19 protein-coding genes are annotated in these 20,788 nt (G+C 69.2%); 8 read left to right on the forward strand and 11 right to left on the reverse strand.

The window, feature by feature from the left end; genetic code table 11:
- Positions 1-12 precede the first annotated feature (12 nt).
- Genes MEBOL_RS11225 through MEBOL_RS11235 form a run of 3 tightly spaced genes read right to left on the reverse strand, consistent with a single transcriptional unit; the run spans position 13 to position 1,135 of the window.
- The gene (locus MEBOL_RS11225; RefSeq protein ID WP_157774884.1) at positions 13-303 is read right to left on the reverse strand and encodes a cation:proton antiporter; all 291 of its coding nucleotides are present in this window, start codon (positions 301-303) and stop codon (positions 13-15) included.
- A complete protein-coding gene (locus MEBOL_RS11230; RefSeq protein WP_095977421.1) occupies positions 300-593 on the reverse strand; it encodes a monovalent cation/H+ antiporter complex subunit F in 294 nt (97 codons plus the stop codon). Before MEBOL_RS11230 ends, MEBOL_RS11225 begins: the two co-directional genes overlap by 4 nt.
- A complete protein-coding gene (locus MEBOL_RS11235; protein ID WP_157774885.1) occupies positions 590-1,135 on the reverse strand; it encodes a Na+/H+ antiporter subunit E in 546 nt (181 codons plus the stop codon). Before MEBOL_RS11235 ends, MEBOL_RS11230 begins: the two co-directional genes overlap by 4 nt.
- 253 nt (positions 1,136-1,388) lie before the next feature.
- Between MEBOL_RS11235 and MEBOL_RS11240 the strand changes: the two genes are divergently transcribed.
- Positions 1,389-1,748, forward strand: coding sequence for a DUF4398 domain-containing protein (locus tag MEBOL_RS11240; protein ID WP_095977423.1), 360 nt, complete (start codon positions 1,389-1,391; stop codon positions 1,746-1,748).
- A 51-nt stretch (positions 1,749-1,799) separates the two neighbouring features.
- A complete protein-coding gene (locus MEBOL_RS11245; RefSeq protein WP_095977424.1) occupies positions 1,800-2,915 on the forward strand; it encodes an OmpA family protein in 1,116 nt (371 codons plus the stop codon).
- A gap of 88 nt (positions 2,916-3,003) precedes the next feature.
- Here the strand turns inward: MEBOL_RS11245 and MEBOL_RS11250 are convergent, their stop codons facing one another.
- From MEBOL_RS11250 to MEBOL_RS11260, 3 genes are read right to left on the reverse strand one after another with little or no spacing between them, the layout of a single operon-like run.
- Entirely contained in the window at positions 3,004-4,200 is a 1,197-nt protein-coding gene (locus MEBOL_RS11250; protein ID WP_095977425.1) for a BMP family lipoprotein, read from the reverse strand.
- A 48-nt stretch (positions 4,201-4,248) separates the two neighbouring features.
- Positions 4,249-5,181, reverse strand: coding sequence for an ROK family protein (locus MEBOL_RS11255; protein ID WP_095982712.1), 933 nt, complete (start codon positions 5,179-5,181; stop codon positions 4,249-4,251).
- 22 nt (positions 5,182-5,203) lie between these two features.
- Positions 5,204-6,574 (reverse strand): phosphomannomutase/phosphoglucomutase, encoded by a 1,371-nt coding sequence (locus MEBOL_RS11260; RefSeq protein WP_095977426.1) that lies wholly within the window; start codon positions 6,572-6,574, stop codon positions 5,204-5,206.
- Positions 6,575-6,791: 217 nt separating this feature from the next.
- Here MEBOL_RS11260 and MEBOL_RS11265 point away from each other — a divergent pair, with 217 nt between their 5' ends.
- From MEBOL_RS11265 to MEBOL_RS11275, 3 genes are read left to right on the forward strand one after another with little or no spacing between them, the layout of a single operon-like run.
- Complete coding sequence (locus MEBOL_RS11265; protein ID WP_095977427.1) at positions 6,792-8,132, forward strand: M28 family metallopeptidase; 1,341 nt, start codon at positions 6,792-6,794, stop codon at positions 8,130-8,132.
- 30 nt (positions 8,133-8,162) lie between these two features.
- The gene (locus MEBOL_RS11270; RefSeq protein ID WP_095977428.1) at positions 8,163-9,401 is read left to right on the forward strand and encodes a TCR/Tet family MFS transporter; all 1,239 of its coding nucleotides are present in this window, start codon (positions 8,163-8,165) and stop codon (positions 9,399-9,401) included.
- 36 nt (positions 9,402-9,437) lie between these two features.
- A complete protein-coding gene (locus MEBOL_RS11275; protein WP_095977429.1) occupies positions 9,438-10,463 on the forward strand; it encodes an Lnb N-terminal periplasmic domain-containing protein in 1,026 nt (341 codons plus the stop codon).
- A gap of 9 nt (positions 10,464-10,472) precedes the next feature.
- On the opposite strand, the gene MEBOL_RS11280 is transcribed toward MEBOL_RS11275, so the two are convergent.
- Positions 10,473-12,086, reverse strand: coding sequence for a Na+/H+ antiporter (locus MEBOL_RS11280; protein ID WP_095977430.1), 1,614 nt, complete (start codon positions 12,084-12,086; stop codon positions 10,473-10,475).
- Positions 12,087-12,249: 163 nt separating this feature from the next.
- Between MEBOL_RS11280 and MEBOL_RS11285 the strand changes: the two genes are divergently transcribed.
- The 3 genes from MEBOL_RS11285 to MEBOL_RS11295 are packed head-to-tail and all read left to right on the forward strand — an operon-like array spanning position 12,250 to position 15,814.
- The gene (locus MEBOL_RS11285) at positions 12,250-13,842 is read left to right on the forward strand and encodes a sensor histidine kinase (protein WP_095977431.1); all 1,593 of its coding nucleotides are present in this window, start codon (positions 12,250-12,252) and stop codon (positions 13,840-13,842) included.
- Positions 13,830-14,285, forward strand: coding sequence for a response regulator (locus MEBOL_RS11290; RefSeq protein ID WP_095977432.1), 456 nt, complete (start codon positions 13,830-13,832; stop codon positions 14,283-14,285). Before MEBOL_RS11285 ends, MEBOL_RS11290 begins: the two co-directional genes overlap by 13 nt.
- Positions 14,285-15,814 (forward strand): hybrid sensor histidine kinase/response regulator, encoded by a 1,530-nt coding sequence (locus MEBOL_RS11295; RefSeq protein WP_095977433.1) that lies wholly within the window; start codon positions 14,285-14,287, stop codon positions 15,812-15,814. Before MEBOL_RS11290 ends, MEBOL_RS11295 begins: the two co-directional genes overlap by 1 nt.
- Here MEBOL_RS11295 and MEBOL_RS11300 read toward each other — a convergent pair.
- From MEBOL_RS11300 to MEBOL_RS11315, 4 genes are all read right to left on the reverse strand, one after another.
- A complete protein-coding gene (locus MEBOL_RS11300) occupies positions 15,811-16,626 on the reverse strand; it encodes a type VI immunity family protein (RefSeq protein ID WP_157774886.1) in 816 nt (271 codons plus the stop codon). The genes MEBOL_RS11295 and MEBOL_RS11300 overlap by 4 nt on opposite strands.
- A 98-nt stretch (positions 16,627-16,724) precedes the next feature.
- Positions 16,725-17,489 (reverse strand): hypothetical protein, encoded by a 765-nt coding sequence (locus MEBOL_RS11305; protein WP_095977435.1) that lies wholly within the window; start codon positions 17,487-17,489, stop codon positions 16,725-16,727.
- Positions 17,490-17,604: 115 nt separating this feature from the next.
- Positions 17,605-19,482: a serine/threonine-protein kinase gene (locus MEBOL_RS11310; protein ID WP_170115489.1), complete on the reverse strand. Its 1,878-nt coding sequence runs from the start codon at positions 19,480-19,482 to the stop codon at positions 17,605-17,607.
- 154 nt (positions 19,483-19,636) lie between these two features.
- A complete protein-coding gene (locus MEBOL_RS11315) occupies positions 19,637-20,701 on the reverse strand; it encodes a mannose-1-phosphate guanylyltransferase (RefSeq protein WP_095977437.1) in 1,065 nt (354 codons plus the stop codon).
- Between the last annotated feature and the right edge of the window lie 87 nt (positions 20,702-20,788).

Below are 20,788 nucleotides of genomic sequence, written 5' to 3' on the forward strand. Positions count from 1 at the left end.
CTCCAGGGGCGCTCAACGGCGCCGGGCGGCGAGCAACGCACTGCGTCCCACGAGCTGTCCCAGGTAGCCGAGACACACCAGGAAGAGCCCCCAGACGAAGAGCAGCTTGAGCAGGGTGAAGACGGAGTGGGCGCGCAGGAGCAGCCCCGCCATCAAGCAACCCGTCCCCAGGGACGCCGCCTTGAGCACGCCCTGCAAGCGGCTGAGCACGTCGGGGAAGCGCACGAGCCCCACCGCGCCCACGGCGAGGAAGAACGCACCGAGCACCACCAGCACGGCGGACAGCGGCAGCAGGGGATTCATGGCGCGCGCTTCTCCAGGGTCTCCGCATTGCGCTTGTCCGCGGCCTGGGCTCGCAGCGCCGAGGTGGAGACGCATACCGCCCCCAGGACCGCGAGCCCGAGCGCCACGTCATCCAACACCGGCAGCTTCCACGCCTCCGCCACCAGGAGCAGCAGGGACAGGCACAGCGCGCCCGAGAGGCTGGCGGCCAGCATGCGATCGGCCGCGTTGACCGCGTTGCCCCACAGCACCAGGACTCCGAGAAGCGTGACGAGCAGCAGCAGCGTGATGCCCGCGTAGAAGACGTTCATGGCAATCCTCGAGGAGGAGGGGCGAGCCCGAAGACGAGCGCCACCCGTCGCTCCAGATCGCGCAGCCGCTCGAGCGCCGCGGCGGCGGCCTCGGGGCGCGTATCCAACAAGTGCAGGGTGAGGCCATCGCCTCCCCCGGGAAGTTCCACCGCGTGCAGCCCCGGCATGACGCCCACCACGCCGTTGAGCAGTCGGCGCGCGGGCCCTCGGGGCAGGCGGCAGCGCGTCTCCACGAGTCCCGGAGTCAGCGTCAACCGCGAGCCCAGCGCCCGGCGAGCCACATCCACTCCCCCGAGCACGAGCCGTCCCGCGCAGAACCACAACAGGCCCACCAGCCGCAGGGGATGGGCGCGGAGGGAATCAGCGGACTCGAACACGACGCTGCCCCAGAGCGTCAGGGGCAGGGCCAACACGCCCAGGGCGAGCCCCGCGGGGCGCCCCTCGACGAGCGCGGTCCATAACAAGAACAGGAGGCCCAGCCGCAGACCCAGCGAGACCCAACGGCCGGTCAGCCACGGACTTCCCGCGCGAGCGTTCGGCATGCGACGCCCCCCCCGGTGGCGATCATGCCTAGACATCGCCATTGCGGCATCAGCCGACCATTGTTCCCGGGAGCCGCCATTCGTCCGCTACCGGCGCCCCGTGGCGAACGAGGGGGTGCCGATGACGGTGGCCGTCCGCCTGGAGCCCAGGCAGGCCAGCAAGACCTCCGGGTTGTAGCGCTGACCCACAGTGCACATCTCCGGAAGCATCGACGGCTGCGTTCGCGGCCAGCAAGCCATGGAGCGACAAGCGATGCGAAGAGCACTCGTCGGCGCGGGATTGTTGTTGGGACTGGTGGGCTGCGCGACGGCGCAACGGATGCCGCCCACCGAGCAGCTCGTGGATTCACAGGTCTCCATCCGCCAGGCGGAAGAGGCCGGAGCGTCGGCGGTCCCCAACGCGGCGCAACACCTGCAGTGGGCACGCGAACAGACCCAGGGCGCACGCCGGTTGCTCGAACAGAACCGGAGAGAGGAGGCCGCGCTGTTCCTCCAGCGGGCCGAGGCGGACGCCGAGCTGGCCCTGGCCCTGGCGCGCGAGGCGCCCGCCCGCGCCGAGGCGGACCGGGTGCTTCAACAGGTGCAACAGCTCCAGCGCGGCACGGTGCAGTGACAGCCATACGAACGGCGTGGCGATGACGCGTCGCCGGCCGAAGGAGAAGTCATGCGGGCATGGAAACATCTGTCGTGGGGCGTGCTGGGGGCCGCGGTCATCTCGGGCTGTGCGGCCAGCACTCCGCGTGAACTGCTGGACGCGCGCTTCGCCTATCAACAGGCCTCCACGGGCCCGGCGGCCCAGTACAGTCCGGAAGCCCTCGTGCAGGCGAGGGAGGCCCTCAACGAGGCCAACCGCGCCTTCGAGCGCGAACGGGACTCGGAGGTGACGCGCACGCTGTCCTATGTGGCGCTGCGCAAGGCCCAGCTCGCCGAGTCGATCGCCCGCACGGCCGTCGCCGAACAGGAGCGCCTCCAGGCCGAGCAACAACTCGCCTCCGCCCAGTCCAGCGACGCCGCGCGCACGCGTCAGGAGTTGGATCGCACGCGCATGGACCTCGCCGAGGCCCAGCGGCTGCGCGCGGAGGCCGAGCAACGCCAGGCCGAGTTCCAACAGCGACAACGCGAAGCGGCCCAACAGCAGGAGGAGGCCACGCGGTTGCAAGCCGAGCAGCAGAGGCTCGCCCAGGTCCAGCGCGAGGAGCAGGAGCGGCAGGCCCAACTCGACGCGGCCCAGGCTCGCGCGGACCAGCTCAATGCCCAGCTCGAGAAGGAGCGTCAGGCCCGGCTCCAGGCCGAACAACGCGCCGCCGAGGCCCAGGCCGAGGCCCGCGCCCAGGCGCAGGTGGCCAACGAGCTGCGCAACATCCGGCAGGTGCAGGTCAAGGAGGAGTCGCGAGGACTCGTGCTCACGCTCTCTGGCAGCGTCCTCTTCCGCTCGGGCAGCTCGGACCTGCTCGCCGCGGCCAAGCGCAGACTCAACGACGTGGCGGAGGCCTTGAACAAGACGCAGAACCCGCTGCTCATCGAGGGCCACACCGACAGCCAGGGTCCGGCGGAGCTCAACGAGGAGCTGTCCTATCTGCGCGCCGAGGCCGTGCGCGACTACCTCGTCGACCGGGGCGTGGACAGCGAGCGCATCCGCATCGACGGCCGGGGCAAGGACGAGCCCATCGCCTCCAATGCCACGGCCGAGGGCCGCGCGAACAACCGGCGCGTGGAGATCGTCATCGAGCGAGGCGTAGGCGGCGGCGGACAGCCCCAGCAGCAGCCCCCCTCGAAGTAGGGCACCCAGACGGCCCGCGAAGACGACGGCCCCGCCGCCTTCATGAGGCGACGGGGCCGGGCTTTCCTCGAGCTGGAGCGCCGCGGGCCTACTTGGCCGGCGTCCCGGTGAGCTGCGAGGGGTGCGAGGGAACCGTGATCTCCCCGGCCACGATCTGGGCGCGCAGCTGCTCCACCTTCTCCAGGGCCTCGGCGCGCTTGGGGAACTCCACGCGCACGGGGGCGTAGGAGACACCGCCCTCCTTGAGGCCCAGCACCACGTCACCGCCCTGCAGCTTGCCCTGGCTCAGGTCGCGCACGGCCTCGTAGACGGCCAGGTCCACGCGCTTGACCATGGAGGTGAGCACCGCGTCGGGCGCCAGGTGCGACTGATCCGAGTCCACGCCAATGGCGAACACGGGCTTGTTGGCGTCACGCGCCTCCTTCACCGCATGGATGACGCCCAGGCCGTCCGCACCCGCCGCGTGGTAGAGGATGTCCGCCCCCTTGGACACCAGGTCCTGCGCCACCTGCTTGCCATCGGCCACGTTGTCGAAGTTGCCCGTGTAGTTCACCAGCACGGTCGCCTTGGGGTTGGTGGCGGCCACGCCCGCTCGGAAGCCTGCCTCGAACTTCTTGATGAGGGGCACTTCCTTGCCGCCCACGAAGCCCACCTTGTTGGCCTGGGTCACCAGGCCCGCCAGCGCGCCCACCAGGAAGCTGCCCTCGTGCTCCTTGAACTCCACGGTGCGCACGTTGGGCAGGGAGTAGGGCTGACCATCCGTGCCCACGAGCGGACTATCGATGAGCAGGAACTTCGCGTCCGGGTTGCGCTTGGCCACCGTCTCCACGGCGCTCTCGAGCGAGAAGCCCCCGCCCACGGACAGGGCCGCGCCCTGGTCCACCAGGAGTTGCAGGCTGGGCTCGTAGTCCTCGGCCACCTTGCTCTGCAGCACCACGGGGGTGACGGCCAGGGGGACGATGCCATGCGAAGCCAGGTCCGGCGGCAACGACGCCTTCAGCTCCTCCGGGGTGACGTCCTTGTAGGAGCCCCCTTCCATCTTCTTGCCCGCGCCCCAGAGCTCCAGGCCCCGCAGCGCCGAGTCATTGAAGGATTGATCTCCCCGGCCCCCCACGTCCGTCACCAGACCGACCATCAGGGTCTTGCCCTGGGGCTTGGTCTGGGTGGACTCAGCGGAGGCTTGCTTGGCATCTTCCGGCTTCGTCTCCGACTGCTTCTTGCAGGCGGACACGAGCACCAGGGCGGACATCAGGGACAGTCGCAGCAGAGAGTGACGAGGGGCCATGCCGCGCGTCTAGCAGAGCCCCCACCCCCTCTCAAGTTCACCACCCGCTCAGGCCAGGAGCGCCGCGCCGATGATGCCGCTGTCGTCGCCCAGCTCGGCCTCGGTGATGAGCAGGCCTTCCCGGGACGTGGTGGAGGCATATTTCTGGACTCCCTCCACCACGCGCCGCCGCAGGCCGGGGCAGTGCGTCAACACGCCACCGCCCAGGATGAGCCGCGCCGGGTTGAGCACCGTCACCTGGTTGGCCACCGCCAGCGTGAGCATGAGTGCCACCCGCTCGTACAGCTCGCTCGCCACGGCGTCGCCCAGCTCCGCCGCCTTCTCCAGCGTCACGGGGGTGATCTTCTCGGGGTCGCCCCCCGTCAGCTCGCGGATGGCCGGCGACTTGCCGCTCGCCAGCAGCTCGCGCGTCTGGGCCATGAGGTTGTGCCCGCCCACATAGGCCTCCAGGCAGCCCAGCTCGCCACAGCCGCACTTGCGCCCGTTGGGCACCACCTTGGTGTGGCCCAGCTCGCCCGCCAGGCCGCTGCCGCCCGTCACGAGCCGGCCATTGGCGATGACGGCGCTGCCCACGCCCGAGCCCACGAACACCGTGTACATGTCCTGCGAGCCCCGTCCGGCGCCCGCGTTGAACTCGCCCCAGGCCGCCGCGCGCAGGTCATTCACCACCCGCACCCCGTGACCCAGCCGCTCGGCGAGCAGCGCGCCCAGTGGCACATTGCGCCAGCCGAGGTTGGGAGCCACCGCCAGCACCCCCGACTCACCGTGGATCTGCCCCGCCGCGCCCACTCCACAGGCGTTGACGTCCACGGCCCCCGCCGCCTTGAGGGCCTGCTGGGCGGCCCGGGCGATGGCCTCCACCACCGCCGAGGGCGTGCGCTCCGAGAGCGCCACCTTGTCCGCGGCGAGAATCCGCCCTTGCTCGTCCACCACCGCGGCGCGCGCGAACGTGCCGCCGAGATCGATTCCAAGTCTGGGCATCCGGTCCTTCTCAATCATGGTCTCAGGCTCCTACTTCCCGCTGCATCTTCGCGACCGTGCCCTCGATCAGCTGGCGGATCTCCTCCAGCCGCTCGGGAGTGCGGGCCTCGAATCGCAGCACGAGGATGGGTTGGGTGTTGGAGGCCCGGATGAGCCCCCAGCCGTCCGGGAACGTCACGCGCACGCCGTCCACGTCCACCAGGGAGTGGCCCGCCTGGCGCAGCCACTCGGTGGCGCGCTTGACGATCTCGAACTTCTTCTCTTCCTTCGTGTCCACGCGCAGCTCGGGCGTGGCGTAGGTGCGCGGCACGTCCGAGAGCAGCTCCGACAGCGTCTGCTTCTCGTGGGTGAGGATCTCCAGCAGGCGCGCCGAGGAGTACACCGCGTCGTCGAAGCCGAAGTAGCGGTTCTTGAAGAAGATGTGGCCGCTCATCTCCCCGGCCAGCTCCGCGTGCTCCTCCTTCATCTTCGCCTTGATGAGCGAGTGGCCCGCCTTCCACATCACCGCCTTGCCACCGTGCTTCGCGATGTCGTCGTAGAGCGTGTAGGAGCACTTCACCTCGCCCACGATGGCGGCGCCCGGGCTCGCCTTGAGCACGTAGCGGCTGAAGAGGATCATCAGCTGGTCGCCCCAGAGGATGTTGCCCTGGTCGTCCACCACGCCGATGCGGTCGCTGTCGCCGTCATAGGCGATGCCCACCTCGGCCTTCTCGCGCTTCACCGCGGCGATCAGATCCTGCAGGTTCTCCACCACCGTGGGGTCCGGGTGGTGGTTGGGGAAGCGCGCGTCCATGTCGCAGAACAGCGGCACCACCTCGAAGCCCATGGCCTCGAAGAGCGGCACGGCGATGGCCCCGCCCGTGCCGTTGCCCGCGTCGATGACGATCTTCATCCCCTCGCGGCCCACCTTCACCGTCTGGCGGATGAAGTGGTTGTAGGGCGTGATGATGTCGAAGGGGCTCACCTCGCCCGGCCGCTCCGCGCGCTCGAAATCCCGCGCCTCGATGAGCCGGCGCAGCTCCTGGATCTCCGGGCCGTGAAAGGTCGTCTTGCCCGCGCCAATCTTGAAGCCGTTGTACTCGGGCGGGTTGTGGCTGCCGGTGATCATCGCCAGGCCGTCCACCGGCAGGGTGTTGGCGGCGAAGTAGGTCAGCGGCGTGGGCACCACCCCCACGTCGAACACGTCGAGCCCCGTGGACGTCAGGCCCTTGCACAGCGCGTCGCGGAAGACCGTGGAGGACTCGCGGCAGTCGCGCCCCACCACCACCGTCCGGCCGCCCTTGCGCCGCACCACGGTGCCCAATCCCTGGCCTAGCAGTTCCACCACCTCGGGGGTGAGATCCTTATCCACCAGGCCACGGATGTCGTACTCGCGGAAGATGTGCGCGTTCATGAGACGGTTGTTTCCCTGAAGAAGCCCTCGGCGGAGGTCCCGGCCGAAGGGCGGCGCACTCTACACAAGCCCGAACCGGGCGTGTATCCAAGTGGAGGAGGAGCGGGCGCCCGCCGTCCGGGCCGCTCCCCACCTGAAAAATTGACGCGGCACGAAACCTACAATGCCCCACTTGCGATAACTCAGGACATACAGGTTCACACATCGGGAGTCCCCCATGAGCACGCGCATCCCAGAGCGAATCCAGTCCGTCATCACCTCGAGGGGGACGAGTCCGGCCACCACCCCCCCGGGCACCCCGGAAGCCGCCCCCGCCCAGGCGGGAGCGCGCGCGCCCCAGCCGGCACGGGATGCCTTCGAGACCCGGAGCCCCGGGCTGGATTCCGCCGCGCTGCGAGGCGCCCCGCTGGCGACGCCCACGTACACGGATGACGCGGATCCGATGAAGCACATCGCCTATCTGTCCTCGGACGAGCTGATGGGCCGGGACAGCCCGTCGGACGGCCTGAGCGCGGCGTCCGCCTACGTGCAGCAGCTCGCCCAGAAGTACGGCCTCGAGGGCCCCAACACCCTCAATCCGAGCAACCCCTACCAGCAGCGCTTCCCGGTGTACTCCTTCCTGGATGGCGCCCGGGAGGCGGGCCTGGCGAACGACGACGCGTGGTCACACGGCACGCACCGGGAGTTCGGCCACACGCTCTTCGAGGAGGGCTTCTACCTGGATGACGCCATGCCAGCGGACACCCGGGAGCTGCTCACCCAGAAGTACGAGGCGACGCAGCACTCCGCGGGCAAGCCGCTCGCGCCGCGCACCGAGCCCATGAGCGTGGACGCACTGCGCCAGGCCGCGAAGCAGGACGGCAAGGCGGAGAACACGATGGCGCTGCTCAAGGGCACCGGGCCGCACGCGGACGAGGTCATCGTGGTGATGGCCCACCTGGATCATGTGGGCACGAGCCGGGGCCAGGTGAACAACGGCGCGGACGACAACGCCTCGGGCAGCGCGGTGCTGCTCGCCTCCCTGCCAGAGCTCGCCGAGGCCCAGAAGGCCGGCAAGCTGGACCGCTCGGTGCTCTTCCTGTGGACGGGCGCCGAGGAGAAGGGCCTGGTCGGCTCGCAGTACTTCGTGGATCACCCCATCCCCGGCCTGGGCCTGGAGCAGATCAGCGGCGTCATCAACATGGACATGGTGGGCCGCTGGGATGATCAGCGCCTGTCGGTCGTCGACACCCACTCGCGCAACAAGCCCAACTACTTCCGCGAGCTGCTCGACACGGCGAACCAGCGGATGGCGGACCCGTTCGACCGCCTCAACCAGGACATCAACGAGTACCGGGACCGGCAGGATGGCGCCGTCTTCACGCGCAAGGGCGAGGACGTGCTCTTCCTCTTCGAGGGCCTGTCCAACCCCCAGGGCGGCGGCGAGTTGATGGAGGACTACCACCAGCCCACCGATGACATCGCGAAGATCATCGAGGACAACGGCGGCAACAAGCCACGGCGGGTGAAGGACCTGATGGTGGACATCATCCAGCAGGCCAGCAATCGCACCGCGTAATCCCCGGGTGGGGTACAACGCGCCCCGCCCATGAACGACCCGAGCCCCTCGTCCGCACCGCGCCGCGCCGCGCTGGTGTTCATCTTCATCACCGTGCTGCTCGACGTGCTGGCCATGGGGATGATCATCCCCGTGCTGCCCGGCATCGTCACGGGCTTCCTCGGCGGTGACGCGGTGAGGACCGCGGAGGTGCTCGGGCTGTTCGCCACGGTGTGGGCGGTGATGCAGTTCGTGGCCTCACCGGTGCTCGGCGCGCTGTCGGACCGCTACGGACGCCGCCCGCTCGTGCTCCTGTCCAACTTCGGGCTGGGGCTCGACTACATCCTCATGGCCCTGGCGCCGGACTTGAGCTGGCTCTTCGTGGGCCGGCTCATCTCGGGCATCACCTCGGCGAGCATCAGCACCGCGAGCGCCTACATCGCGGATGTGACGCCGCCGGACAAGCGCGCCGCGAGCTACGGCCTGCTCGGAGCGGCGTTCGGCGTGGGCTTCGTGATGGGGCCCGCGTTGGGCGGACTGCTCGGCGACGCGAACCCACACCTGCCCTTCTGGGTGGCGGCGGGCCTGAGCCTCGCCAACGCGCTGTACGGCCTGTTCGTGCTGCCCGAGTCCCTGCCCCCCGAGCGGCGCACGGCCTTCGCGTGGAAGAACGCCAACCCCGTGGGCTCGCTCCTGCTGCTGCGCGCCCTGCCCGGCGTGCTCGGCCTCACGGGGGTGTACTTCGTCTATCACCTCGCCCAACAGGCCATCTACAACCTGTTCGTCCTCTACGGAAACCACCGCTATGGCTGGGGAGAGAGCACCGTGGGCCTCACCCTGGCGCTCGTGGGCGTGCTCTCGCTCGTGGTACAGGGCGGCCTCGTGAGGCCCGTGGTGCGCGCACTGGGCGAGCGGCGCACGCTGCTGTTGGGGCTGTCGATGGACACCCTGGGGTTTCTCGCCATCGCCCTGGCGACCACCGGAATCGGGTTCTGGGCCGCCCAGCCCCTGCTGGCGCTCGGCGGCTTCTTCGGGCCGGCGTCCCAGGGGCTCATGTCCAACCGCGTCTCGGCGGGCCTGCAGGGCCAATTCCAGGGCGCGCTCGCGGGCCTGCAGAGCATCACGGGCATCATCGGCCCCGCCCTCTTCACACAGACGTTCGCGTTCGCCATCGACCCGCGCCTGGGCTGGAATCTGCCCGGAGCGCCCTTCCTGCTCGCCGCGCTCCTCATCCTGCTGTCCCTCGGACTGGCGGCGTGGAGCTTGCGGCCGGGCGAGCGCACGGCCTGACGCGAATTCGCACGAGCGGCTAGGCTCGGCGCGGTCATGCGTCCGCTCATCACCGCCAGTCAATTCGTGCTCCTCGCCCTCGGGCTGTCGTGGCTCACCGCCGCCGTGCTCCTCACGGGAGCGGGTCCGGGAGAAGCCACCGGAGCGCGCGCCACCGTCGCCGGCCTCCTGGTGCTGAGCGTGGTCCTCGCCGTCGGGTCCTATTCACGGCCCGTGGCGCTCGGAGTGCTCGCCCTGCTGTGTGGGGCGGTGTTCGCGTGGATCCGCACCGTGCGGCCCTCGCTCACGCGGGATTGGGCGCCGGATCTCGTCCGCGCCTCGCGCGCCGAGGAGCGGGGCACCCAGGTCACCTTCCACGACGTGCGCGACTTCCGCTACCGGAGCACCACGGACTGGGACGCCGCCTGGTACTCGGCCACCTACGACACGAAGGACCTGGTGCGCGCCTGGTACATCGTCGAGCCCTTCTCCGGCTTCGAGGGCGCGGCCCACACCATGGTCAGCTTCGAATTCACCGGAGACCGCTTCCTCGCCTTCTCCGTGGAGATCCGCCGGGAGCGCGGGGAGACGTACTCGGTCCTGGGAGGGCTGTTCCGCCAGTACGAGCTCATCTACGTGGTGGGGGATGAGCGGGACCTCGTCCAGCTGCGCAGCAACCACCGCCGCGACGACGTCTACCTCTACCCCGTGCGCGCGACCCCGGAGCGCACCACCGCCTTCTTCCTCGACATGGTCCGGCGGATGAACGCGCTCCAGGCCCAGCCCGAGTTCTACAACTCGCTCACGAGCAACTGCACCACCAACCTGGTGCGCCACCTGGAGAAGGTCAGCGAAACCAACGTCCCGTACGACCACCGCACCCTGCTGCCGGCCTATTCGGACGAGCTGGCCTTCGCGCTGGGACTCATCGACACCGACGTGGGGCTCGCCGAGACGCGCGAGCGCCACCGCATCAACCCGCTCGCCCTCGCGGCACAGGACCGGGACGACTTCTCGCTGCGCATCCGCGGCCGGGCCCCCAGCACCCCGGCCGCCGAAGGCACCGCCACCGCGGTGCCCTGAGGCCTCGCGTCAGGTCCCCACCGCGTCCGCCGGAAGGGCGGGCGAGGACTCCTCCAGGGGCACATGGCCCTCGGGATCCTTCACGTGGGCGAGCCGCTCATCCAGCTCCGTGATCAGGTGCTCGAAGGCCTCCTTGCTGATGACGCCGCGCTGGTAGGACTTGAGCAGCGAGTCCTTCTCCACGATGAGCACGCGCCGCATCGCCTCCTGGTGCTCCTCCTCGTGGAAACGGTTGGTCTGCTGCTTGAGGGCGGACAGATCCTGCTCGGCGGCGGTGGCCTTCTGCTGGTAGTCCTTCTCCAGCTGCGCCAGCACGTCCGCGGGGATGTCGCGCGTGCGGCGCATGCCCTCCAGCGCCAGCAGCGCGGCATGGATCGCGCCCACCCGGCCGCGCGCCAGCTCGTACTTCTCCTGGTAGATGTCCTTGAGGCCGGTGATGCCCAGGCGCTTGAGCAGCGGCGCCATGGTGAGCCCCTGGACGATGATGGAGAGCACCACCACGCCGAACGTCATGTTCACCAGCAGCTCGCGGTGCGCGAAGTCGTCGGGGAGACCGAGCACCAGCACCATGGAGATGGCGCCCCGCAGACCGCTCCAGGTGAGGACCGCGCTCCATCTCCAGGGCATCTTCTCGGAGGTGAAGCGCAGGAGGCCCGACACCCCATAGACCACCACCGCGCGGCCGATGAGCACCGCCACGTAGGCGAGCAGCACGGGCTTCCAGGACGCCAGGAGCGAGCTGAGCTGCACCTCCAGGCCGATGAGCAGGAACACCACCGAGTTGAGCGCGAAGGCCAGGTACTCCCAGAAGCTCGCCACCGCCACGCGCGTGGTGGGGCTCATGCTCGTGCTCGCCACGCCGTTGCCGCACAGCATGCCGGCCGCCACGGTGGCGATCACACCCGAGTAGTGGAAGTGCTCGGCCACCACGAACGAGCCGTAGGCGGCGATCATCGTGAGGGTGATCTCCACCATGGCGTCATCGATGCGCTGGATGACCTGGGAGATCCCGAAGCCGAGCGCGCAGCCGATGAGCCCGCCCATGCCCGCCACCCGGATGAAGTCCAGCGTGGCCCCGCCCACGGTGAACTGGGCGCCGTTGGCCACCGCGAGGATGAGCGTGAAGAGCACCACGGCGGTGCCGTCGTTGAGCAGGCTCTCGCCCTCCACGAGGACGGCCAGGCGCTTGGGCGCGCCCAGTGCCTTGAAGAGGCCCACCACCGCGATGGGATCCGTGGACACGATGACCGAGGCGAACACGAACGCGTGGATGAAGCCGAAGTCCTCCACCAGGTGCAGACCGCCCACCACGGGCGAGAGGATGAGCGCGGTGATGGCGCCGGACGCCACCAGGCCCGGAATGGCCAGCGCGTGGATGGCCATCTTGTTCTTCCAGAACTTGCGAAACTCCACGTGGAAGGCCGCCTCGAAGATGAGGCCCGGCAGCAGGATGGCGAAGAGCAACTCCTTGGTCAGGTGCGGTGGATCGAACAGGTGCACCGCACCGAGCGTCAGCCCCGCCACCACCAGGGCCACCGTGTAGGGAAACTTGAAGTAGCGCGCCACGATCGCCACCGCCGTCGCGATGGAGAAGAGCAGCACGAAGGCCAGTTCGAAATGCATGGTCTTCCGCCCGTTTGGAGATCAAACCACCCATACCCCATCGAGCCAGACGCGAAAACCCTTCGCGTTCCCACGCCGGGTGAAGCCCGGGGCAAAATGCCCCATGCCCACCATGGAAGGGCATTGCCGCCCTGGCGCGAAATACGGCATTGCTGGGCGTGCCATGCACCCCGTCCTCACCGATGAGCTCGCCGCCGGCCTCTTCCAGGCAGCCCACCAGCCCCTCATCCGAGCCATCGTCGACAACCTGTCCGAGGGCGTCATCATCGCGGATGCCGCGGGAACGCTGCTGTACTTCAGCCCCGCGGCGCGCGCCTTCCAGTTGTTCGGACTGGAGCGCATGGAGAAGGACCGCTGGCGCCAGCACTTCACCGTCACGGATCCGGACACCCACCAGCCCTTCAATCCGGAGAACCTCCCCCTCACCCGGGCCCTGCGCGGCGAGGCGCACTCCGCCCACATATTCATCCGCTCGGACCAGAACGCCGAGGGCCAGTATCTGCACGCGAGCGGCCGGCCGGTGAAGGACTCGGAGGGCAAGCTGCTGGGCGCCCTGATCTTCATCCGCGACACCACCCGGGAGCGCCAGGCGGAGGCCCGGCAGCGCCGCGCCGAGCAGCGCTTCCGCCTCATCGTGGAGGCCGCGCAGGAAGGCATCTGGACCATCGATCCGGAGGGCCGCACCACCTACGTCAACCGCTACCTGGCCCAGATGCTGGGCTACACGGAAGAGGAGATGCTGGGCCAGGACACCCTCACCTTCATCGCCGAGGAGCACCGCGAGCGGGTGAGGAACAACCTCGCCCAGCGGCGCGCGGGCATCTCCGACGTGCACGAGCTCGCCCTCCGGCACAAGAGCGGGCGGTCACTCTGGACGATCATCTCCTCCAACCCCTTGTACGACGAGGAGGGCCAGTACTCGGGCGCGCTGGGCACCATCACCGACATCACCCGGCGCCGCGAGGCCGAGCAGCGGGTGCATCAGCTCAACGCGGACCTGGAGCGCCGCATCGCCGAGCGCACCGCCCAGCTCGAGTTCTCCAACCGCGAATTGGAGGCCTTCGCCTACTCGGTGGCGCATGACCTGCGCGCGCCCCTGCGCAGCATCTCCAGCTTCTCGCTCGCGCTGACCGAGGACTGCGCGAGCCAGCTCGACTCCATGGGCCTGGAGTACCTGCAGCGCATCCGCGCCTCCTCGCAGCGCATGTCCGATCTCATCGACGGCATCCTGTCGCTCTCGCGCGTCAACCGCTCCGAGTTCCAGGTGACGGACGTCAACCTGTCCGCCCTGGCGCGCCTGTGCGCCGAGCAACTGCGGCGCTGGCAGCCCGAGCGCGCCGTGAGCTTCCACCTGCAGGAGGGGCTGGTGGACCGGGGAGACACGCGGCTGTTGCGCTCGGTGCTGGAGAACCTGCTGGGAAACGCCTGGAAGTTCACCCGCGAGCGCGCCCAGGCGGAAATCCACTTCGGCGCGCTGCCCGAGGAGCCGGGCACCGGGCGCGTCTACTTCGTCCGGGACAACGGCGCCGGCTTCGACATGGAGTACCAGGCCAAGCTCTTCGGTGTCTTCCAACGCCTGCACACGCAGCAGGAGTTCGAGGGCAACGGGGTGGGACTGGCCACGGTTCAGCGCATCATCCGGCGCCATGGGGGGCGCGTCTGGGGTGAGGGCACCGTGGGCCAGGGCGCCACCTTCTATTTCACGCTGCACGAGCCCACCCGCACGCCCCGGAGAAGCCCCCCATGGTCGACGTGAACCAACGTGTCATCCTCCTCGTCGAGGACAACCCCGACGACGAGCTGCTGACCCTCCGGGCCTTGCGCCGAAGCAACTTCCACAACCCCGTCATCGTCGTGCGCGACGGGGCCGAGGCACTCGACTACCTCTTCGTGCAGGGTCGTCACGCGGAGCGGGATCCGGACATCCGACCCCAGGTCGTCCTGCTGGATCTCCACCTGCCGCGCCTGGACGGCCTGGAGGTGCTGCGGCGCCTGCGCGCCCATGAGCGCACGCGGACCCTGCCCGTGGTCGTCCTCACCTCCTCCAATGAGGAGCGCGATCTGGTGGAGAGCTATCAGCTCGGAGTGAACAGCTTCGTGCACAAGCCCGTGGACGTCACCGCGTTCTTCGAGGCCGTGCGGCAACTGGGCATGTACTGGCTGGTGCTCAACGAACTGCCTCCCCCCAGGAGCTCGTGATGCCGCCCACGCTCAGACTGCTGCTGGTCGAGGATTCCGAGGACGACGCCCTGCTGGTGCTGCGGGAGCTGCGGCGCGGCGGCCATGACGTCACCGCCACGCGCGTCGAGACCGCCGAGGCCCTCACCCAGGCGCTCGACTCGGGCGAGTGGGACGCCATCATCTCCGACTACGCCCTGCCCCGCTTCGATGCCCTGGCCGCCTTCCACCTGGTGCGCCAGCGGGGACTCGACGTGCCCTTCCTCATCGTCTCCGGACAGATGGGCGAGGACACCGCCGTGGCGGCCATGAAGGCCGGCGTCCACGACTTCCTGCTCAAGGACCGGCTGGGACGGCTGGGCCCCGCCATGACCCGCGAGCTGCGCGAGGCGAAGCTCCGCGCCGAGCGCCGCGGAATGCAGGAGCAATTGCTGTTGTCGGACCGGCTCGCGTCGCTGGGCCTGCTGTCGGCGAGCGTGGCGCACGAAATCAACAATCCCCTCTCCTCGCTCCTGGCCAACCTGGACTTCCTGCTGGAGACGGAGTCGGCGCGGGGGAGCGGGTCCGAACAGGAGCAGGCCCTGCTCGACTCCCGCCTGTGCGCCGAGCACATCCGGGAGATCGTCCGCGACATCAAGGTCTTCTCCCGCCCCGAGGACAAGGAGCGCGGCGCGCTGGACGTGCACCGGGTGCTCGACTCGTCCTTGCGCATGGCGAGGAACCACGTGTCCCACCGGGCCCAGGTCCTCAAGGACTACTCCGCGTCCGCGCGAGTGCTCGGCAGCGAGGGGCCGCTCGGGCAGATCTTCCTCAACCTGCTCATCAACGCCGCGGACGCCGTCGCCGAGAGCGACAACCCACGGCGGGAAATCCGGCTGGTGACGCGGCCGGAGGGGCCAGGCCATGTGCGCGTGGAAATCCACGACACGGGCCGGGGCATCCCGCCGGAGCTGCGCGAGCGCATCTTCGAGCCCTTCTTCACCACCAAGCCAGTGGGAGTGGGCACGGGCCTGGGCCTGGCCATCTGCCGCCGGCTCGCGCAGGAGCTGGGCGCCCGCTTCGGCATGGAGAGCGCTCCGGAGCAGGGGACGGTGTTCTACCTGGTCCTGCCGAGCGCCGACATGAAGGAGTCCCGGGCCGAGAGCGTGGCGCCCCTCCACGTGTCCGAGCGCACCGTGCTCGTGTTGGATGACGAGGCCATGGTGGGCCGGGCCCTCCAGCGCGTGCTCGGGGCCGCGTGCGACGTGCAGGTGTTCGTGCAGGGAGCCAAGGCGCTCGAGCGGGTGGCCGAGGGACAGCGCTTCGACGCCATCCTGTGCGACCTGCTGATGCCGGAGATGGATGGGATCCAGTTCTACGAGAGGCTGCGGTGGCTCTCGCCCGAGCAGGCCCAACGGGTCATCTTCATGACGGGAGGAGCCCTCACCGAGCGCGCCCGCGCCTTCCTCGCCACTACGAACCGGCCCTGCCTGGAAAAACCCATCGAGGTGCGGCGGTTGCGCTCCCTGCTAGCGGACATGCCCCGATGGAGCGTCGAGGCCCGGGCCTAATCCAGGAAGCGGCGCTCCCAGCGCCGCATGTCCTCTTCGCTGAAGCCACTCCACTCGCTGCGCCCCAGGTAGAGCCAGGGTTCCAGTACGCGGGCCAGTTCCCGCCATGCGGGCAGGTCGCGGCCCTGCTCCAGGTCTCCCGCCTCGGGCCAGGCCCCCAGCGTCACCAGGGCACGTCCCTCCTCCAGTTCCTCCACGGTCGTGCCGGGCGTGTGCAGCCGGGCGCGCAAGCCCGCCGGACCTCCCAGGGGCTCCAGGACAGCGGGCCCCAGGAAGTTCAACCAGTGCACGTCCTTGATCCGGGTGCCCACGGAGGCGGAGTCAACACTCAATCCGGGAATGTCCAGGCCCGGGTAGCGCAGGGCATGCGCGCGAATGGCGTGGGTATAACCCAAGACGCTCTCCGGAAAGTGGAAGCACAAGCCCGCATGCCCAGAGGTGTATGGGAGTTCCCTGGCCAATTTCAACGCGAGTTCTCGAACCCACTCCGGTCCGCGTTCTTCCATCAGTTCAGTGGGAAGACGAAAGGAGACCCCATTCGTCTCGTTCAACGCCTCGGCCTCGAACAGGTTTCCCTCGTAGAGGACATCATATCCCGTGGGTGAGTCGGGACGTTCACTCAGCCACATCCCAGTCGCGGGTTGTTCCAGCATCTCCCGCCACATGTACGCCTGTCCCTTGGCATCGAAATCATCCCAATCCCCGCTATACGGCTCCGCATACCAAGCAAGCACACCGGGTTTCACCGCCTGGCGGTACACGTCCACGGCACGCAAGACGTCGCGCGCGATCTCTCGATGAAGGTGCTTCATGTAGAAGGTGATACTCAATCCCTCTCGGATACCCAGGAGATCTGGTTCACCCTCCCTCTTCGTTTTGTAGATGCGGACGCGAGGATAGTGCTCGATCATCAATAGACTCCTCGAGGGGAGATGAGATGGGCATGGTGTTGTCCGCCCAGCAGCGCATCGCGATACGCCCTCCCCTGATTCTTTGGGAAATGGGGTTGCTCTGGGGAGTAGCGACCCCACCTGGGTTGATTATCCTCGGGACAAGGGAACTTCAAATCATACACACGCTGGAGCTTGTTCGGATTGCCCGACTCATGGATGACGATGTCGGGAGCCAGGGAACCCCACAGCCGTCCGGTGAGCCCGAGTTGCACCCACTCCGCCACCTGCACGGGATCCAGTCGAATCCAGCTGCCCGTGTCCGGGTCTCGCTGGTAGCGGGGTTCCAGGCTGACGTGGTCCGGGAAGCGCTTCACCAACTCCTCTCGAATGCACGGCAAGGCCGCCGCGTGCTTCTTGTTACCCAGGTCCATGGCGCGCGTCACATCCCGGCCATTCTCCCGGCGCACCACCCTCCGGCACTCCTCCGCGTCGGGGCTTCTTCCTCGCAGCACCTCGTCCGCCCGCTCGACCTCGTCACTCGCCCGCCGCGCACACTGGACCAGCAGTTCCTCGATCCGCGCCAATTGAGCCGCGTCCAGCAACCGCATCACCGCGTGGGTGGTCCGTGCCGCCTCCACCGTGCGTGACAACCAGGGGAGGATGGCCTCTTCTCCCGGTGTCTGGGTGTAACAGGCGGCCGTCCGCAGGCAGGCGCTCGTCACCGAGTCCGTCGTCTGGGCGGAGAGCCCGGTGCTCCCGAAGACACACCCACTCAACAGCACGAGGACGAGCGGACTCCACGAGCCCGCTCTGGACGCATCACGGCTTCTGGAAGCTGGAGCCATGGAGAGCGCGTGTAGAGCCGACGCGCTCGCCTGTCCAGGAGGTGCTACGTCCTCATAAGGCCGCGGACTGGGACTCCCCGCGCGGCGTCTCGTTCTGGGACTCCCGGATGCGCCGGGCCAGCGAGTGGTAGTAGCGATGCAACGAGACGTTGAGCGGATCCATCCGCAGCGCCTCCGTGTAGTGCTGCAGCGCGCCGTCGAGCACGTTGCGCGCCTCCAGGAGAATGCCCTTGTCGAAGAACACGCGCGCGCGTCCCTCCGCCTGGGGCCTCGCCGCGAGGAAGGCCTGACGCAGGCGGTTGACCGACGCGGGTGAAATCCCCGCCGACAGGCAATGCGCCACCCCCCGGAAGTTTCCCCGCGACGCATCGAAGCGCGCTCGCGCCACGGGCTCGCCCAGGGTGCGCCGGGCCATCTCCAGCTTCGCTCTCAGGGCCTCGAGCGCTTGGCGCTGATCGTCCGGAAGGATCCGCTGCCGGAAGGGCTCCAGCCGCCGCTCGGCCTGGGCCACGCGCCGCAGGACCTCCGCGAAGTCCGAGTGCGGGTGGATGGCCAGCAACGAGTAGGGATCCTGGCTGCACGCCGAGGCGCGCGCGAGCAATTGCGCGAGCTCCGCGTCCGGCGCGGCCTCCACTGGAGCGGGCGCGAGCGCCTGGGCGATGAGCCGACGCACGTCCTCGGACAAATCGGAGAAGTGGAGGATGAATCCCTGACGGCCTCCCCAGGTGCGCGCCTCCTCGGTGGGCAGCAACCGCACCACGTCCCCGGAGCACGCGAGCACCCAGCCATTGAGCGACAACTCCACATCCAGGCGCGCCCCCAGCCGCGGCAGGGCCCCGTCCCACGCGATGCGCAGCCCCTCCTCGCTCAGGTCATTCACGAACACCGGTATCAGGTCCCGGCCCAGGGCGTCCTCCACCCGCACCTGGAAGGCCATGGGCGCCATGCATCCGAACGCCGGCCGCCGCAGCGCTTCCCGCAGCGCGGCCCGGAAGGCGCGGGCGCTGGAGAAGCGCTCGTCCGGGCGCAGCGACAGGGCCTGCATCAGCACCGCGGAGAGCGCGGGCGGCACGTCCTCCTCCAGCAGGTGCGGCGCGAGGGGCGGGGTGGGCTCGTGCACGAGCAGCATCTCGCCCATGCGTCCGCCGCCCCCGAAGGGCAGCCGTCCCGTCAGCAGCCGGTAGCCCACCACCGCGAGCGAGTACAGGTCGGCGCGGCCATCCGGCTCGGAGCGCACCCACAGCTCGGGCGCGAGATAGGCCGGACTGCCCACCACCATGCCCGCGGCCAGCTCCTGGTCGGTGAGGCCCGCCGCGAGCGTGCTCGCCATGCCGAAGCCGAGGATCTTCACCCGCCGCGTGCCCTCGCGGTCCGTGGTGAGCACGAGGTTCTCCGGCTTCAGGTCCCGGTGGATGATGCCGTGGGCATGCGCGGCCTCCAGTCCGTCGAGCGCCTGGAGCAACAGGGACACCGCCTCCGAGGGCGGCAGCGGCAGCGGCAGGTGCGACAGGGCGGTGCCCTCCACGTACTCCATGAGCATGCAGTGGTGGCCGCTCGGAGCCTGGCGCACGTCGAGCACCCGCGCCGCGTTGGGATGGACGAGGTGCTGTCGCAGCGAGCGTCCCTCCGCGTAGAAGCGCTGGAGCACCGCGGGCGTGCGCGCCAGGTGCGGGTGCAGCACCTTCACCGCGAAGTGAGCGCCCGTCGAGCGGTGCTCCGCGAGGTACACACGCGCCAGCGCTCCGGCGCCCAACTCGCGCACGAGCACCAGGGGGCCATACCCCATGCCCGCCAGCGCCTCGCCGTCACTCGCGAAGTCATCCCGGGCGCATGCGGCACCCGCTTCATGCTCGGTGAAACAGTGTTCGCAACCCATCGCCGCCCCCGGCAACGCCTGCCTGAACGGAGGCGTGGCGGAGGAACGTTGCAACCTTCGTGCACCCCTTGCTCCGCCCGGAAGTCGACACGGCAAGTGGAGCCAGCCCGAAGGCGGACGGGACCCGGGGTGAAACCGGCCCGTCATTTCTACAAACCCGGCCCTGAAAAAACGAGGGCCGCGAGACCGGGCGGAAGTGCCCGAAAGGCTACAGGAACTTGTCGCGCTTGCGGGCCTTGAGGGCCTCCACCACCTTGCGCACGTCCTGGCTCTTGTCCTTGGGGACCACGAGCACCGCGTCGCCCGAGTCCACCACCACCATGTCCGTGAGCCCCACCAGCGCGAGCGGCCGCTTGTCTCCCATGACCACGCAGCCCTTGCAGTCCACCAGCACCGACTCGGGCCCGGAGACGACGTTGCCGTGCGCGTCCGCGGGCCGCACCTCGGGAATGGCGGCGAAGGAGCCCACGTCGGACCAGCCGAAGTCCCCCGGCAGCACCGCCAGGTTCTTCGCCTTCTCCATGACGCCATAGTCGATGGAGACCGAGGGCAGCTTCGGGAAGACGCGCTTGAGCACGCCCGCCCAGGTGCGCTTGCCCACCGCCTTGCGCAGCGCCTCGAGGCCCTTGGTCATCTCCGGCATGTGCTCGGCGAAGGCCGCCAGGATGACGTCCGCGCGGAAGATGAAGATGCCCGCGTTCCACAGGAACTCGCCCGACTCCACGTAGCGCCGGGCCGTCTCCGGGTCCGGCTTCTCGCGGAAGGCCTTCACCTGGCGGCCTCCGTCCGCGAGGGGCTCGCCCACCTGGATGTAGCCATAGCCCGTTTCCGGACGGTGGGGCTTGATGCCCAGCGTGACGAGGTGGCCCGAGGCCGCCACCCGCGCCGCCTCGGTGAGCGTCTGGCGGAAGCCCTTCGCGTCCGCCACGTGGTGGTCCGAGGGCAGCACCACCAGGATGCCCTCCGGGTCCTTCGCCGCCACCGCCAGCGCCGCGAGCGCGATGGCCGGCGCGGTGTTGCGCGCCACGGGCTCCACGAGGAGGTTCGCCTTGGGCAGGCCCTTGACCAGCCTGGCCGCCTGCTTCGCGTGGACGGGACCGCAGACGATGAGGGTGTCCTTCACCGAGGCCAGTCCCTTGAGGCGCGACACCGTGTCGGTGAGCAGCGGGCTCTTGGAGGCCAGGGGGAGGAACTGCTTGGGCCGCGCCTTGCGCGACAGGGGCCAGAAACGGGTGCCGGAACCACCGGCCATGATGACGGGATGGAGTGCCATGGACGGCGCAACATAGCGTCTCGCGCGCCGCCCGCCAGGGGCTCGTCCCCCTGGCCGCCCCACGACCTTGAGCCGGAGTTTTGACCC

This window comes from Melittangium boletus DSM 14713 (assembly GCF_002305855.1).
Taxonomy (GTDB): Bacteria; Myxococcota; Myxococcia; order Myxococcales; family Myxococcaceae; genus Cystobacter; species Cystobacter boletus.